The organism is Flavobacterium rarum (SeqCode) (genome assembly GCF_965234445.1).
Classification (GTDB): Bacteria; Bacteroidota; Bacteroidia; order Flavobacteriales; family Flavobacteriaceae; genus Flavobacterium; species Flavobacterium rarum.
Window position 1 is genome coordinate 77,117 of sequence record NZ_OZ248506.1, and the last position, 16,810, is coordinate 93,926.

Here is a 16,810-nt window from a genome sequence, read left to right on the forward strand (position 1 = left end):
GCCATTTTAAACTCTTAAACTTTCAAACCATTTTAAACTCTTAAATTCTTAAACTTTTAAACTAAAAAAAATGGCATCATATTTAGAATTAGAATTGGACAAATTAAAAAGTGTTATTGAAAAAATTGGTCAATTGGCAGAAAGCCAAGTGAGCGAAGCCGTAAAAATACTTTTATTAGAACCAGAAGCTGCTGAAGGGAAAAGCATTAAAAAAACAGAAACCAAAATTGATAAATTAGATATAAAAATTGACGAAATTTGTCAAAGTATTTTTGCTTTGCAACAACCAGTTGCATCAGATTTACGTTTTATTATGTCAGCAATGCAAATCAGTAATGAAATTGAGCGTATTGGAGATTTATCTATTAGTATTGTAAAAAAGTCAAAAAACATTAAGGAGAAACATGACTTAATTGTAAAGTTCAATATTATTGATATAGCAAAACAAGTAGAATTAGTAACTGTTAAAACCAATAACTGTTTTATTACTCGTGATGGAAATACAATTGGTGAAATTTTTGTACTTAATAAAGATATTAGAAACAAATGTGAAGATGCAATTCATGATATAATCAATGAAATGAAAGTGAATTCTAAAGCTGTAGTTTCAGGAACCAATTTGGTAATTGTTTTAAAACATTTGGAACGAATTTCAGAACATTGTACCAATATAGCCGAGTATGTTTATTTTATGGTTAATGCCAAAATTATCAAACACGAAAATTTGGAAGATTTAATGTCTGAATCATAAATTCTACATAAAAAAATATTTTACAGCATAAAGTCGAAACAGTTTTAATTGTTTCGACTTTTTTGATTTAGTTGACTTCTTTTTTGGATTTACCATAAAAGTTTTGCCAAAGACTTTTTTTATGCCATTTAACTTTTGATTTTACTCCGATAAAAATGCTACGTCTCTTCGAGTGATTTAGAATAGTATGTGATAGCTTTACTATTCTAAATTGTATCGAGAAGCATACAAGGTTTGGGTTCTCGATACATTTCGTTAAAAAAAAGCTAACGCATTTTTTAATGAAATACTCGAACAGACTTCGAACTAGATTGTTTTATAAAGCTAAATTTAAAGTTTAAATTGTATTATTTTTTAACGCTAGTTTTAATAGGTCGGTATGTTTCCATTTTTTTTCCTTAAAACAGAAATTAAATCATTAAAGATTAAAGTAGTAGAAATGGTATTGAACATCTTGTCCTTCGTATTTCGGGGAAGATATTCATTTACATAAGTAAGTTCAAATTGAACAGTATCCGAAAATGAATAACCAAGGCCTGCTGTAAGTCTGTTACGGTCAAAAAAGCCTTCTCCTGTTGTAGAACCTTTGGTTTTAAGAATAACTTCTTCGGAAGCAATACTGTATATCGACCCTTTTCCAAATTTAATGATACTGATAGGATACACTAATTTCACCATTTCTCTAAACCTAAATACAATATCTAGGGTGCTATTTTCGTCTCCTAATATTCGATCTTCAATTCGAAATCGATTCGTAAGTACATACTCTTTTTTGATTAAATAATAAATTCCTTGTGCAGAGAATCGAATTTCAGAAGATTTTTTATTGGTTATTTCAGGTACATCTTTATTGTAAATGTAAGCAAGAGATCCAGAAATTTTCCACTTTTTTGAAGCGAAATAATGAATCCAGAGGTGTCCGGATAGTTGTGAGTTTTTGTAAAAGGGATTTGTCTCATTAACGCCACTTGTATAGTCGTGACCTATATTAAGTTCGACTGCCGTTTTTTTACCTATTACCCTGTTGAATTGATACTCATTTGTAAATTGATTTTCATGTTCAATCTGAGCAAAAGATTGAATGCCTAAAAAAAGCATACCTAATTGATAGACGAAATTTCTAAAATTTATTCTAAAAAAAGGAATAACTGTTTTCGGATAAGACATAATGCAATTCTGCTTTGTATAGTAACGATTTTTAAATCAACTCAATAAAAGCATTTTTTTTATTGGGAATTTTGAGTAATGTTATAAAACAAATATACCAATATTTTGTACAATTGAAATCTTTGGTCTAAAATACCTTAAACAACTCTTCCCAATTTACGGTAGTGTCCAATTCTGGCAGTCCTTTGAATATATCTATTTTGGAAAGATCTTCAATCTTAAAGTCTTTTTGAGTTGCGTAAGGGACCAATCCTTCATCTTGTAATTTTTCAGCCAAATAGATTTGTTCGTATTGTCCTGGCGTAGGTATGAAAAAAGCTTTTTTGTTCAATTTAACTAAGTCCATAATCGTAGTATAACCTGAACGGCAAAGTACCTTTTTGCTTTCATTGAAAGTTTGCTCCAATTGGCGGGTTTTCATGAAGTTATAATACGTGACATTCTCAATTTGTTCTTTTACTTGTTCCGATTCTATAATGCCTTTTATAAATACTACCTTCCCTTCAAATCGTTTTAGTTCTTTTGTCAGGTGTACTTCCAACATGCCTCGTTGGGGTTCTGGTCCAGACAATATTATCATTAAGTCATATTGTAAAGGCAAAGCCATTTTGTGCATACGACTCAATGGACCAAGATAACGCACTTTGAGGCAACTGTTTTCTACATGACCTAGTTTTCCTGTCAAATTTAATTGAGAATTGATGTCGGGAACCCAACAAGCATTGTATTTTTTTATAATATGCTGGTGTAATTTACTGGTTATCCATGTGGTGTTTCCAGTCATAACATTCAATTGATGTGTAATAAATACCGAAGGAATTTTTTTGCTGAATACTCCTAATCGGTTGTCGGATATGATTCCGTCTATTTTGTATTTAACGATCCATTTTCTTACTATTCTTTTTTCTTCCTTTATGGCTTCTAGCATTTTTGGCAAGCTTCTAATCAATTTCCATTTGAAATTTTTACCGTTTTTGGCATACTCAATTTGGTAGGAAGGCAATTCAAGTGTTTTTAAATAGGGAAATTCTTTCCGAAGTAACTCCAGAGCATTTCCATCTGATGCAATAATTGGCGTGAAATTGTTTTCTTGTAAGGCTTTGATAATAGGAATACAGCGTGTAGCGTGACCCAATCCCCAATTTAAGGGAGCAATTAAGATGGTTTTATTTTCTGAGTTTAAATTCATGTTAAAGTCTTACATTTTTAGTTGTAAGTCTAAAGATACTTTTTGTGTTGCAGTTTAATGTTTGCACTATATTACCAAAAGATTATTTAATTTATATAAAAAAAGGCCAACCAATTTAGGATAGCCTTTTGAATGTTTTAAAAAATAAAAATTATTGTTTGATGTACGTTTTATTTCCGTTTGAATTGATGTAATATTTTCCTCCTTGAGGTCCAGTGTATACTTTTTTGCCGTTGTATTCGCCAGTAACTTTGTCCGCTGTTTTTAATGCAGATTTTGTGTTATTTGAGGTTTTGGCAACTTCTTTTTTAGTCGTTTTAGTAGTTTTGTCTACTGTTTGTTTGGAATCTTTTGTTATTTTATCAGTAGATTTTTTTGCGTTATTTGTTGTTTTGTCAACAGTTGCTTTTGAATCTTTGATTGTTTTGTCTGTCGATTTTTTTGCTCCTTTTGTTGTTTTATCAGCAGTTGCTTTCGTGTCTTTGATTGCTTTGTCTGTAGTTTTTTTGGTTTCTTTGGTAGCTTTTTCAGTTACTGTTTTTTCTTTTGTTTTTAAAGTTTGAGCATAAAAAGAATTGGATGCAATAAAGAAGCAGCTTAGTAATAGTATTTTTTTACTCAAGCTTTTCAGTTTGTTTTTGTTGCCTGAGCCTAAATGGCTAACAGGAGAAGCAATCTGTGATTTCATAGTTGTTTGGTTTTAAAATTCAAATAAATTTACTAAATTTTTTTATTTATTGTATTTTTTTGTGTTTTAAACTTGTTATCACAAAAAAAGCTGTAAGTTTTGCAGCAATGCGTGAGGGATAGAGCAAGGCGCCAAAGCGCTCGTGATAGCCCGACGCTCTTGAGAAAAGGGGCTATGTAAGCGGTACTCCAGATAAGCCCCTTTTCTCAAGAGGGTCACGCCCAAATAGTTAGTTTAAATATTTGTAATTCCTTAAAAATACGCCCTCAATTCAACACTTCCATTATGTATTGCATCACTGGTTTCGCTTTTTCGACCTTGATATATAAAATTCAAATCCAAAAACTTTGTCAAGTTCATTTGAATAAGTGTTCGCCAAGTTGTGTTTTTTCCTTTTTGTAAACCTTCTAACATTTGATATCCTGCCGAAGAATATTCATTCCCTTCAAAGTTGTTTTCATATAATGAAATTTCACCGTTTGCATTAAATTTTGAACTTCCTATAAAGCTAAAAGAGGAGCCAAATCTATTTTGTTTTAAAAGATCCAGTGTTCCTATTTTGTTTTCTTTGTCAATGTATTCATAAAAAACGTCCAAACTGACATTCTTAGAAAATAAATAACTAATTTTTGGATTCCATAAATACCCTTCAATGGTATAATTTTTTTCGGCAAATGATTTGGATTCAGTTGCGGTTTTTAAAGTTTTTGCCTGTAGATTAAACAACCAGCTTTTTTGAACTAAATGCTCATATTGTAGCTGATGGAAACTATTTTTGTTTTGAATGTTACCGATGGAAAGCAGATTTTGATTTTCGTTTTTTGAATAGATATATGTAATTGAATTGTCTCTTTTTCCTCTATTGTAAGAAAGACTATTTGTAAATGACTTGATTAATCCTAGAATGGCTTCTGAGGAAGAATCAAACGGATTTAGATCTAAATGCTCTCCGTCATTTTTAACTTTCCGTTCTATAATAAAGGATGTTTGCATGTAAAAATGAGAAAACTTTTTCTTGTAAGTACTGTCATTTTGCCATATAATTGGATTAATTGTAAAGGATTGCAAAAACCTGTTGTGGTTGGTTTTTATATAGATTTGATTGGGTAAAAAAATCCGAGTGTATTTTGCTAAATCCGAAAAGGGAGCGATTTCAAATTCTTCTAAATCCTTTATACCATTGCCATTATAATCATTCCAAGTGTATTTTCCTTGTCCTGCTGGGACTTCAACATAAGTGTAATCTTGAAAGGGCATAGTCCCCGAGTTGGTTTGGTAATTTGTGTTGCTTTGAATCAATTTATTAAAGAATTGGTCGTTGTACTCTATTTTCGCATTTAGAGATGGTGTAGTTTTCAAAACGGGATCTGTATAATTTAAAAGCCTGTAATTTGCAAATATGGAAATATCCCGATTTTCTGTTTTGAACAATTTGGATTGAATAGTATAACTGTTTGAAGTATTCACTCTTTGCAATAATCCATTTTGAATACTATCGTTTATTCTTTTTGCATATCCCAATTGTACATATACTTTGGTGCTGTCTCCATGACCTGCATATATTCCGTATTCTGAAAAGCGTTGACTTAACAAAGCGTATTGATGGGTTGTTTTGTTTTTTTCTTGATTGTCTTCCATTCGAAGGGTGCTTCCAATCCAATTATTTTTATAATTATACCTAATATTCGAAAAGCTTCTAAGAAATTTTGTAGCGTTAATTGCGTCATCACTTTTTAAATAACTGCCATCGTTTTTAATGCTCCAGTTTCGAAATTTTAAATTGGCGTTTAAATTGTTTTTTATACCCGAATACGTTTCCGAAAGGGCTAATTTTTCGAAGGCATAAGTAATGTTGGCCCGATCTTTTGAATCTTTAATTGGAATTAAATGAATAGTTAAACCGGTTCCGAGTAAACTTTGATTTCCTGTTATTGTTGAGTTGATGTTCCAATCTCGGTAAAACTCAATGCTATTAATGCGCTCTACAGGTTTGAAATTTCCTTCTACGCCGAGGAAATTTGCAAAAGCATCTACATTCCATTTTTTGGAATACAGCCGTTGTTTGGCACTAATTTGACCAGACAAACCTTGATTGTTGCCGTCGTCTATTGATGAGAATAAATTTTTATCGCTGTTGCTAATGGCCATCTCAAAATCGACAGCTGTTTTCTCCGAAGGATTGTATTTGCCAAAGAAAGTAGCTACTTGTTGTTTTACAGGTGCAATTAATTGAATAATTGGTTCGTAATTTCCTTGTGGAATACCGTTTAATGGCGCTACATATTCAAATATTCGATCAACACTGGTAGGATTGATTAGTTTGTAATTTCCTTTGGCTTGACCGATTAACGAAAATTGAACGTTATAAAGCGCATCTGTAGCGTTTGTCGAATATGCGTAAATAGTAGTCGTTCCGAATACGGTTTGCTTGTATTGTATTTTTTTTTCATCAAAAACGTCTGGAACAGCAGATGGAGCAACCATTAAAATGGGATTGTCTCCAGCTTCTTCCAAAATTTTTGCTTGTTCATTGGAAAGATTCTGCTGTATCGGCTGATTTTTCAAATCACTTTCAGAATAAACGGCTGAGCCGATGGTCCATTTTTTATCAGTAAAACTACCACCGTCATAGGTTATAAATCGAGTGTAGTTATTTTCAGAATATTGGTATTCAACTGCAATTCGCATTTCCGAAGTGATAGGGAATTGAGAGGTAAACACTATTTCCCCCGAATTGTAGTCTATTAAATAGTCTTTGTTTTCTCCTCTTTCCAATAATACACCATTGACATAAACCCGTTCTGAACCAATGATGACCAATACATAGAGTTCTCCATTTTTTCCTATAAGTTTATAAGGGCCTTGATTTCCTTCTTGTCCTTTGAAATTACTGCTGGCATAAGTTCCTGTTACGAGTCCACCCGATGCAAAAACAGTTGTTTTGCTATCCTCATTTCCGAAATTTACTGTAGCAGACAATCCTTGAATTTTTTTATTGAAAGTCAGGAATCGCGTTGTGTTATTGGCGATGAAAACATCTCCAGCCCGAACATTCCAATTGTCGGTAAAGAGTTCCATAAATATATTATCATATTGATTCAATCGCTGTGAATAACTGCCTTCTTGAACAGGAATGTTCGTGTCTTGAATAGAGGCTCGAATACTCACTTTTTCGGATATTTTACCGGTGATTTGAAAATCCAATTTTGAATTGACTACCGCATTTTGATTGTTGCCAATAGTAACACCTCTGGAAAGACTTCCTGTTGCTATAAGACCATCAAATGGAATGTTTTTTGGAGTCGAAACGTTTTCAATTTTGTACAAATTTTGATTCGTAGCATCATTATCCAGAATTTTACTGCTATCGTAAATCGTATATTCTTTGGTTAAGGCTTCTGGAAATTTGAGGTAATAAACCGTTAAAGAATCAGAAGTAATTGGGCTTTGTTTTTGGAATAAAAGATACCCTTTTGGAAAATTGATTTGGTATAAAGTACTGTCAACAACTTGATTTTTGGCATCCAAAATTTTGAAGAAATTGGAGTCGATACTCACCGATTCCAAATGAATAGTATCGGTTGTGAACACTATTTTTTTGGTGCTGTAGCCCGAATTTGTTTCTTGTGCCTGAAGCGCAGAAAAACAAAATAGGACCATCCAAAATAACACCTTTTTTAGCATAAATAGTATAACTCCAAAGTGTCAAAAATAGTGTTTATTATTTTATAATTTGTTAAGTTAGACAATAGTGTAATTTGGTTTGCAAAAAGTGCGATAACACCTAAAAACAGAAAATGGAAACCGAATTAACGATCTCCATTTTTCTTAAGTTAACTAAATTATATTTTAGGAAAAACATTAACTCTCCTTAGTCACAATTTGCATCGTTTCTCTACTCACTTGTTTCAAAAGAACTGTTTTGTTTTCTTCTACGGTTTGTGCGGCATTTTCATTAAAATGTCTAATGGTATATAAAGTCACATTTTCGGTAAAATCTACTTTGAATTTTTTGGAAAGAATCGAATTCAATTCATTGAAATTTCCAAATTTATCTTCTACACAAACAGAGAAACTGATCGCCGAATTCTGAATTAAGTTGACTTTCAATTTGAATTGGTGAAAAAGACCAAAGATTTCACTGATGTTTTCTTCCATTATAAATGAAAAATCTATGGATGACAATGAAATCAACAATTGGTTTCTTTTTACAATAAAACAAGGTAAGTAAGGCTCCAAATCGACTCCTTTGGAAACTGAAGTTCCTTTTAATAATGGATTGATAAACGATTTTACATACAATGGAATTTCCTTTTTCTGTAAAGGCTGTAATGTTTTTGGATGAATAACAGATGCTCCGTAAAATGCTAATTCGATAGCTTCACGATACGAAATTTGATTTAGTAAACTTGCGTTCTCAAAATATCTTGGGTCGGCATTCATGACTCCAGGAACATCTTTCCAGATCGTTACGCTTTCTGCATTCAAGCAATAAGCAAAAATGGCTGCAGTATAATCGGATCCTTCACGACCTAAAGTGGTAGTGAAATTATTTTCATCAGAACCCAAGAAACCTTGAGTGATGTTTAAAATTTTTCTTTTTATATTTTTGGAGATGTTATTTTGAGTCAGTTCCCAATCTACTTCGGCATCTCGGTAAGTGGAGTCCGTTTTAATATAATTTCGAACATCTAGCCATTGTGTTTGAATTCCTTTAAAAGCCATAAAATGACTTAAAATAGTAGTCGAAATCAATTCTCCAAAACTTACGATTTGGTCGTAAACAAAGTTGTAGTTCGGAGATTTGTTGTGATTTAAGAAATATTCTAAATCGGTAAACTGAGTATTAACTGCAGTAAACACATCGTTTTTATCGTCTTCAAACAAATCAATTAAGATTTGATTGTGGTATTTTTTTACTTCTTGAACAGATGAATTTAATTCTGCCGATTTCTCAAAATAATTTTTGATTACTTCTTCTAGCGCATTTGTGGTTTTTCCCATTGCCGAAACAATAACCAATACATCCTCATAACCCACTTGTTGCAATACGTCATAAACGTTTTTAATTCCGGCTGCATCTTTAACGGAAGCACCTCCAAATTTGAATACTCTCATTTTAATTCCGATTTTTGATTTCACTTTCAGATTTTATACCAAAAAGAAATCGTATTTTAATTTTTTAATTTGTTGTCTACAAAATAGTTGATTTCCGCTTCATCCATTTGAACTACTCTCCATTCGTCAAGAACATTTGCCCCTGATTTTTTATAAAATTCAACCGCCCCTGTGTTCCAGTCCAGAACATTCCAATCGATTCTTCTAACGTTATCTTTTTTGGCTTGCTTGATGATTTCAGAGTATAAAGCATAACCCAATCCTGTACCACGCATACTGTCTTTGACTACTAAATCTTCTAAATGAATTGTTTTTCCTTTCCAAGTAGAATAACGGTAATAAAAAAGTGCAATACCTACAATATCTTTGTCAACCTCGGCAACAAAAACTTGAAACAACGGATTTTCGCCAAAACCATCACGAACTAGATCTTCTTCGGTGATTAAAACAGCATCTGGTTCCTTTTCGAATACAGCCAATTCCTGAATTAATGCCAAAACACCCTGCATATCCTCTTTTTTTCCTTTGCGTATATTCATAATTTCGTATTATTATCCTGTAATTCTATTAAAAAATAGCTGATTAGGAACTTGTTTTTGTGATATATGTAGCAAATATACAATTCTGATAAACTATCTTCGTATTATTCTTTTCATTTTCACAAAAAAAACGATATTTGTGACTTGAAACTAACTACAACGATTTCGTAATGGAAGAAAAAAACAAAACACTAGGGGAATTTATTATTGAAAACCAAAAAGCCTTTCAGTATTCATCGGGTGAATTATCTAGAATTATCAACTCAATTCGATTGGCTGCCAAAGTGGTCAATTACAAAGTAAACAAAGCGGGATTAGTCGACATTGTTGGTGCAGCCGGAGAAGTAAACATTCAAGGAGAAGATCAACAAAAATTAGATGTCTATGCCAATGAAATTTTTATTCAAACTTTAATAAATCGTGAAATTGTTTGTGGTATCGCTTCAGAAGAAAATGATGATTTTATTACTGTTGAAGGTATCGACAATAGCCATAATAATAAATATGTAGTTTTGATGGATCCATTAGACGGTTCATCTAATATTGATGTGAATGTTACAGTGGGCACTATTTTTTCGGTTTATAGAAGAATCACGCCAATTGGAACTCCAGTAACTTTAGAAGATTTTCTACAGCCAGGAATCAATCAAGTTGCCGCGGGTTATGTAATATACGGAACCTCGACTATGTTGGTATATACAACGGGACATGGTGTAAACGGGTTTACTTTGAATCCAGCCATTGGAACTTTTTATCTTTCTCATCCGAATATGAAATTTTCTGAAGATGGAAATATATATTCTATAAACGAAGGAAATTACATTCATTTTCCGCAAGGGGTGAAAGACTATATTAAGTACTGTCAACAAGAAGAAGAAGAGCGTCCTTATACCTCTCGTTATATCGGAAGTTTGGTTGCGGATATTCATAGAAACATGATAAAGGGTGGAATATATATTTATCCAACCAGTAAAAAATCGCCAAAAGGGAAATTAAGATTGTTGTACGAATGCAATCCCATGGCTTTTGTTGTGGAGCAGGCTGGAGGAAAAGCCTCAGATGGTTTTGATCGAATTATGGAATTACAACCTACAGAACTTCACGAAAGAGTTTCATTTTTTTGCGGAAGCTTGAATATGGTCGAAAAAGCAGAAGAATTTATGCATAAAGCAAAATTGAGTAAATATTAAACCAAAGAATAAACCAAAAAACTAAACCCAAAAAAACAGCTCCCAATTGGGAGCTGTTACTATTTATTCATATTTTTCATTTCGTACAGAAAGTTGTCAATGTCTACTTTTTTGTCAATTAATATGAGAGCTTTGTTTACTATATAATTTACATTACTTGGCGTGAACCCCAATGCAAGTCCAAATTTTATTAGAAGTTTTTCTTGTTTGTCCCCAAGTTGATGATCGCGGTGTACCATTCTGCCTAAGTCAAATAATCTTTCTAACCTTTCTACGTACAAATAGGGAGGATTGATGTCATATTTAATCGGGTTTTTTAGAATCTCTTTGTATTCTTCTTCTGAAATTTCTAAATTTCTGGCCAATTTATCCAAAAAGGCTTTTTCTTCTGGATTTGATTTTCCGTCAGCAAGTGCAACACGCACAATGGCTGAAAAATGACCTTTGTTTCTTTGTTTGAATTCGCTGTCAAATAATTCTGAGAAAGGCATAATAATTGTGTTTTAGGTTTACATAAAGATAATTAAATTTTTAATCTTTAGGTTGAATTTGCGGATATATTTGTTCGAATGAACTTTATAGATGTCGTTTTATTAGAATCATTATAATCTCATTTTTCGGTTTCAAAATTAATCGTAAGTTTACAATCCCATATCAATTTAATTATTTTATCGATGTCAGAATTTTTGATTTACTTTCAAATTGGATTAAAACACGTATTGGATATACATTCCTACGATCATGTTTTGTTTTTAATTGCTCTATCTGTTCCTTTCTCTTTCAATGATTGGAAAAGAATTTTATTATTGGTTACCGTATTTACTTTAGGACATACAACAGCTTTGTTTCTCTCTGTTTTTGGTATTATCGCTATCAAAGTAAATGTGGTAGAATTGCTGATTCCTATTACAATTTTAATAACAGCTTTCTATAATTTGTTTACAGCAGGTAAAAACAATAAGAACGGAAGTGTCAATTTGATTTTTGTAATTACGCTCTTCTTTGGAATCATACACGGATTGGGATTCTCCAATTATTTTAAAACAATTTTAGGAGGAAGTTCCGTTTCAAAATTATTACCAATGTCCGAATTCGCATTAGGAATAGAAGCTGCTCAAATCGTGGTTGTAATTGTGGTTTTAATACTTTCTTATATAGTGCAAACGGTTTTTCGATTTTCAAAAAGAGATTGGACTTTAGTTATGTCGGCATTCATAATTGGTGTAGTTTTACCTATGATTATAGAAAGTGAAATCTGGAAAAGATAAAAAATGGAAAAGAAGAAATTAAATAAATACGATAAAGCATATCTAAGAATAGCAACAGAATGGGGTTTGTTGTCTTATTGTAAAAGAAAACAAGTTGGAGCCATTATTGTAAGAGACAGAATGATTATTTCGGATGGATACAATGGAACTCCATCAGGTTTTGAAAATTGTTGTGAAGACGAGGATGGTTTAACGCGATGGGATGTTTTGCATGCCGAAGCCAATGCCATATTGAAAGTAGCTCGATCGACACAATCTTGTGAAGGAGCAACTTTGTATATTACATTGTCGCCTTGTAAAGAGTGCAGTAAATTAATTCATCAATCGGGAATTAAAAGAGTCGTCTATCATAATGGATATCGTGATGATTCAGGAATACAGTTTTTGATAAAAGCAGGAATTGAAGTGGAACATATACCCGTTTTGGAAGAAGAGTAATATATGAATTCGGCATTTAAAAACATTTTGTTGCAAACAAATGCAAACGAAAGAATGCGAAAGCTTTTTGACCTTTGACTAATATATTTTAGCTGTATGAAATCGCATTGACAGAAGCTGTCGCAAACGCCAATAAAGATCTGGCGATACCATATTCCTAAAAAAAAAGCAAATATTATCTACATATGAAATCGCTATGATGGTAGCTGTTGCAAACACCAATGAAGATCTGGCGACACTATATTCCTAAAAAAAAACAAATATTATCTGCATATGAAATTTGACAACAAATATTTACCCATACTTGTCGGAGGCATTTTTGCCCTTGGAATCCTTATTGGTAGTTTGTCTGGTACGCCATCTTCTAAATCTTTTATAGCCAAAAATAATACCAAGGAAAAACTCAATAAGTTAATTGATTTTATAGACAACGAATACGTAGATGATGTTAATACCGATTCGATTGTAAGTCTTACAGTTGATAATATTTTGTCCAAATTGGATCCGCATTCTGTATACATACCACCTAGTGAACAAGCTGAAATTGCAGAGAATATGAAAGGTGATTTTGTGGGTATTGGAATTAATTTTTATATGTTTAAGGATTCGGTTGCGGTCATTAATCCTGTAAAAAATGGTCCTTCTGCAAAAGCAGGTGTAAAAGCGGGTGATCGTATTTTGTTTGTTGATAATACCAAATTGTATGGTAGAAAATTACCAAATGATAGTTTGTATGCTAATTTAAAAGGAGAAAAAGGTTCGAAAATTGTATTAACTGTTTTTAGAAAATCAGAAAACAAAAAAATTAAAATTACCATTAATAGGGATGTCATCCCTTTAAAAAGCGTCGATGTAGCTTTGCTTTTGGATAGATTTATAGGTTATATTAAGATCAATCGTTTTGCAGAAACTACTTTTGATGAGTTTAAAGTAGCTTTGGCCTCTTTGAAAAAGCAAGGCATTAAAACATTAGTTATAGACGTTCGTGATAATGGAGGAGGTTATATGGAAGAAGCAATTGCTATTGCCGATGAGTTTTTAAAAGACAAAGATTTGATTGTTTTTACCAAAAGCAAAAAAGGAACTTCTGAAAAAACATTTGCTACCGAAGAAGGAAGTTTTGAAACAGGAAACGTATATGTTTTAATTAATGAAAATAGTGCTTCTGCAAGTGAAATCCTTGCTGGAGCTATTCAAGATAATGATCGCGGAACTATTGTAGGACGACGCTCTTTCGGCAAAGGATTAGTGCAACGTGAAATGGATTTCAACGATGGTTCTGCTGTTAGATTGACCATTGCTAGATATTATACTCCGACTGGAAGGTCCATCCAAAAGCCTTATTCAAAAGGCAATGAAGAATATTTTAAAGAATCGGATTCTCGATTTTTACACGGCGAGTTGTATCAAAAAGACAGTATCAAAGTGGTTGATTCTTTAAAGTTTAAAACCAAAAAGGGCAAAATTGTTTATGGTGGAGGAGGAATTGTGCCAGACGTTTTTGTGCCTTTGGAAGCAGAACATGGCGCTGAAAACGTATCATATTTATTGCAATCAGGTATCGTTGGACATTTTGTTTTTGAAGAATTAGATAAAAATAGAGCTGTTTTTGAAAAACTGACCTTTGAGCAATTTAGAGATAAAATGAATACTAATGAATTGTTTGTTAATGCATTTCAGAAATATCTTTTACAAAACGGTTTGGATGTTAATCTTAGTAAACACAAAAAATTGGTCAATCGATACGTAAATGCCGAGTTTGCTAGACAATTGTTTGGTGATAAATACTATTATGAAATGATGTTGAAAGAAGATACAATTATAAAGGCAGTTTTGAAGGAAAATTCTAAAGTTCTAAAGGCAAAGTGAAGTGGTAAGCTATTTTCTAATGCTATCGTGCGAATGTGTCTGAATACCGTCGTTCCATAAAGTAAGTAAATCGGTTGCTACTGAGGCACCACTTCCTGCAGCAATTGACAGTTGACTTCTCCACCCCGCGAGAGTTCCAATCACATAAATGCCATCAGCTACTTTATGATCTGTATTTTTAAGTTGTATCCTTTGTTTTTCTGGAAGCGCTTTTTGGTGAGGTTCTACATACTGTAATAGACCTTCAATAGCAAATGTATTGGCAGAACCAATGCCAATAACAACAGAACGAGTTTGATATGAGTTTTTGTTAGTGACAACTGTAAAATCAGGGTAAGCCCCCTCGATTTTTAACACTTTTTCTTCAGGAATTAGAATAATATGGGGGTAGGTATTGGATAAATGATCAATACTTTTAATCAATAAATCAGACCCTAAAGTACCTGGATCAATTCCATAGGCATTATTAAAAATGGCTTCTTGAAGTGAAGAGTTTTTCTGATGGGTAAAAATTCCAATCTTTTTGTTGATAGCAAATGTTTTTTTTGAGGCAGAACCAAGTACCTGAGCACAAGACATACCCGATACGCCACCTCCTAGAATTAAAACGTCAAACATAATTATATGTTGTCGTTCATTTTTTCAACTATTTTTTTAGACATTCTAAAAATAAGAAGTATTAATACAGCACAAAATGACGCAGCGATTCCAACAAATGCAATTATACTGTCTCCTGCAAATGGGCTTTTAAAATCGATTAGTGTAATGTTAAAAATAAGTAATGCAACTGCCAAAAGCACTAAAATGTTAGTAAAAATTTTCATAGGATTCATGTTTTTATATTGTCTAAATGTAATTGGTCTTTTTCAATACCAAAAAATTTAGAGGGTAAAATTATAATTTTTTTTTCTAGACAAACAAATCTTTAACATTAGCAGCGAATAATTTAACAGCAATTGCTAAAAGGACTACGCCAAAAGTCTTTCGGATTACTCCAAGTCCGTTTTTTCCTAGCATTCTTTCAATTTTACCAGATGATTTTAAAACTACATAAACCAAAATAATATTCAGTACAATTGCAATTACAATGTTTACGGTATGAAATTGGGAACGCAAAGATAATAGCGTTGTCATTGTTCCAGCACCAGCAATTAATGGAAAAGCTAAAGGGACAATTGATGCAGAACTGGCTTCTTCGTCTCTGTATATTCGAATGCCTAATATCATTTCCAAGGCCAAAAAGAATAAAACGAAAGATCCAGCTACTGCAAATGAGTGCACATCAATGCCTATTAAACTTAAAAATTCTTCTCCTATAAATAAAAATAGAATCATAATTAATCCTGCAACCAACGAAGCTTTTTCTGATTCTATATGGCCGTGTTTGGCTCTTAATCCTACTATTATTGGTATCGACCCAACGATATCAATTACTGCAAAAAGCACCATTCCAACGGTTATAATTTCTCTGAAGTTTAAATCCATATTGTTTTATTTCTATCAATGAAGAGCTAAAATACAATTATCATTTTCAAAAATACATTTATTTTTTACATTTTGATTATTCTTTAAACAAATCATTGGTTGTTGATTTTTTTTAATATTTATTTTTAATTTATTTTCTATTAAAATCAAAAGTTAAAACAACTAACTATCTGAAAACCAATTATTAAATTTGATTGTAATTTTAAAAGTTAGTCAAATGAAAAAGATGTGGATTATTTTAGGATTCTGGGTACTACTTTTTTCATCTTATGGTACACAAGCTCAAATTTGGAATAAAATAAAAAATGCTACCGAAAAGCATGCTTTGAACAAAGCTTCCAACAAAGTCAACCAACAAAAGGACCAAGCTGTAAAAGTAAATGTCAATTCAGAAGATATAATGGGGGGTTATGTCCAAAACAAAGCAGATGTTTCCAAAGTTCCCAATTCGTATGTTTTTAGTTGGAAGTATGTAATGGAAATCAAAACAGATGAAGGGAAAGCAATGAATGCAGCGTATTTTTTGGAACCAAATGCCGGTTATTTTGGATTTAATATTGGTCAAAAAAAAGAAGAAAGTACGTTTATGATTATGGATGCTCATAATAGAATAATGGTAACTTGTTTTGGTAATGCAAAAGAGAAGATGGCTTCTGCATCCAAAATGCCTGATTATTCGGAAATGGAAAATATAGAAAGTGAGAAATCTAAATTCATCTATAAAGCCATGCCTAATAAGACTATTTTAGGATACAATTGCAAAGGGATTCAGGCGATAAATGACGAATATGATATTATTTTTTATTACACCAATGATGCCAAAGTGAGTTTTGGAGATTTGTTCAAAAACCAGAAAAATAAAAAAATACCTGATGCTTTTTCGAATTATTTTAAGCCAGGAGAAAAACCATTAATGATGGATATGACTATTAAAGATATGATGAATAAAGGAAAAGTGTCTACTATGCGATGCATTAGTTTGGATAAAAGTGTTTTTGTATTTAATAAAGCAGATTATCATTTTATGTAAGTAAAATAGTTGCAATGTGTTAATTAGTCTTGTTTCAGGACATATGTTCAATAGTGCTTTTTATTTCTTGAATCTTTG

Annotated in this window: 16 protein-coding genes; 6 read left to right on the top strand and 10 right to left on the bottom strand. The window is 32.1% G+C overall.

The window, feature by feature from the left end; all coding sequences use genetic code 11:
* Window positions 1-70: 70 nt before the first annotated feature.
* Window positions 71-751, top strand: a complete 681-nt coding sequence (phoU, locus tag AC8GF4_RS17215; protein ID WP_506596462.1) for a phosphate signaling complex protein PhoU — start codon at window positions 71-73, stop codon at window positions 749-751.
* A gap of 366 nt (window positions 752-1,117) precedes the next feature.
* On the opposite strand, the gene AC8GF4_RS17220 is transcribed toward phoU, so the two are convergent.
* The 6 genes from AC8GF4_RS17220 to AC8GF4_RS17245 form a co-directional block, all read right to left on the bottom strand.
* Window positions 1,118-1,918 (bottom strand): DUF2490 domain-containing protein, encoded by an 801-nt coding sequence (locus AC8GF4_RS17220; RefSeq protein WP_506596464.1) that lies wholly within the window; start codon window positions 1,916-1,918, stop codon window positions 1,118-1,120.
* Between the two features lie 127 nt (window positions 1,919-2,045).
* A complete protein-coding gene (locus tag AC8GF4_RS17225) occupies window positions 2,046-3,107 on the bottom strand; it encodes a glycosyltransferase (RefSeq protein WP_506596465.1) in 1,062 nt (353 codons plus the stop codon).
* A gap of 151 nt (window positions 3,108-3,258) precedes the next feature.
* Window positions 3,259-3,795 (bottom strand): hypothetical protein, encoded by a 537-nt coding sequence (locus AC8GF4_RS17230; protein ID WP_506596466.1) that lies wholly within the window; start codon window positions 3,793-3,795, stop codon window positions 3,259-3,261.
* A 252-nt stretch (window positions 3,796-4,047) separates the two neighbouring features.
* Window positions 4,048-7,455 (bottom strand): DUF8818 domain-containing protein, encoded by a 3,408-nt coding sequence (locus AC8GF4_RS17235; protein WP_506596468.1) that lies wholly within the window; start codon window positions 7,453-7,455, stop codon window positions 4,048-4,050.
* Between the two features lie 201 nt (window positions 7,456-7,656).
* The gene (locus tag AC8GF4_RS17240; RefSeq protein WP_506596469.1) at window positions 7,657-8,913 is read right to left on the bottom strand and encodes an aspartate kinase; all 1,257 of its coding nucleotides are present in this window, start codon (window positions 8,911-8,913) and stop codon (window positions 7,657-7,659) included.
* Window positions 8,914-8,969: 56 nt separating this feature from the next.
* Entirely contained in the window at window positions 8,970-9,452 is a 483-nt protein-coding gene (locus AC8GF4_RS17245; protein ID WP_506596471.1) for a GNAT family N-acetyltransferase, read from the bottom strand.
* A gap of 170 nt (window positions 9,453-9,622) precedes the next feature.
* On the opposite strand from AC8GF4_RS17245, the gene fbp reads away from it, so the two are divergent.
* Window positions 9,623-10,642: a class 1 fructose-bisphosphatase gene (fbp, locus tag AC8GF4_RS17250; RefSeq protein WP_506596472.1), complete on the top strand. Its 1,020-nt coding sequence runs from the start codon at window positions 9,623-9,625 to the stop codon at window positions 10,640-10,642.
* A 59-nt stretch (window positions 10,643-10,701) separates the two neighbouring features.
* Here the strand turns inward: fbp and AC8GF4_RS17255 are convergent, their stop codons facing one another.
* The gene (locus AC8GF4_RS17255) at window positions 10,702-11,133 is read right to left on the bottom strand and encodes a TerB family tellurite resistance protein (RefSeq protein ID WP_506596474.1); all 432 of its coding nucleotides are present in this window, start codon (window positions 11,131-11,133) and stop codon (window positions 10,702-10,704) included.
* Between the two features lie 183 nt (window positions 11,134-11,316).
* On the opposite strand from AC8GF4_RS17255, the gene AC8GF4_RS17260 reads away from it, so the two are divergent.
* The 3 genes from AC8GF4_RS17260 (at window position 11,317) to AC8GF4_RS17270 (ending at window position 14,217) form a co-directional block, all read left to right on the top strand.
* The gene (locus AC8GF4_RS17260) at window positions 11,317-11,910 is read left to right on the top strand and encodes a HupE/UreJ family protein (protein ID WP_506596476.1); all 594 of its coding nucleotides are present in this window, start codon (window positions 11,317-11,319) and stop codon (window positions 11,908-11,910) included.
* A 3-nt stretch (window positions 11,911-11,913) separates the two neighbouring features.
* The gene (locus AC8GF4_RS17265; protein ID WP_506596478.1) at window positions 11,914-12,348 is read left to right on the top strand and encodes a deoxycytidylate deaminase; all 435 of its coding nucleotides are present in this window, start codon (window positions 11,914-11,916) and stop codon (window positions 12,346-12,348) included.
* 273 nt (window positions 12,349-12,621) lie between these two features.
* Window positions 12,622-14,217, top strand: a complete 1,596-nt coding sequence (locus tag AC8GF4_RS17270; RefSeq protein ID WP_506596479.1) for a S41 family peptidase — start codon at window positions 12,622-12,624, stop codon at window positions 14,215-14,217.
* A gap of 9 nt (window positions 14,218-14,226) precedes the next feature.
* Here the strand turns inward: AC8GF4_RS17270 and AC8GF4_RS17275 are convergent, their stop codons facing one another.
* The 3 genes from AC8GF4_RS17275 to AC8GF4_RS17285 form a co-directional block, all read right to left on the bottom strand.
* Complete coding sequence (locus AC8GF4_RS17275; protein ID WP_506596480.1) at window positions 14,227-14,835, bottom strand: FAD-dependent oxidoreductase; 609 nt, start codon at window positions 14,833-14,835, stop codon at window positions 14,227-14,229.
* A gap of 2 nt (window positions 14,836-14,837) precedes the next feature.
* Window positions 14,838-15,041 carry a hypothetical protein gene (locus AC8GF4_RS17280; protein WP_506596482.1) on the bottom strand — a complete coding sequence of 68 codons (204 nt, stop codon included), beginning with the start codon at window positions 15,039-15,041 and terminating at the stop codon, window positions 14,838-14,840.
* Window positions 15,042-15,126: 85 nt separating this feature from the next.
* Window positions 15,127-15,702, bottom strand: coding sequence for a MarC family protein (locus AC8GF4_RS17285; protein WP_506596484.1), 576 nt, complete (start codon window positions 15,700-15,702; stop codon window positions 15,127-15,129).
* Window positions 15,703-15,919: 217 nt separating this feature from the next.
* On the opposite strand from AC8GF4_RS17285, the gene AC8GF4_RS17290 reads away from it, so the two are divergent.
* Window positions 15,920-16,732, top strand: coding sequence for a hypothetical protein (locus AC8GF4_RS17290; protein ID WP_506596486.1), 813 nt, complete (start codon window positions 15,920-15,922; stop codon window positions 16,730-16,732).
* The last annotated feature ends 78 nt before the right edge of the window (window positions 16,733-16,810 follow it).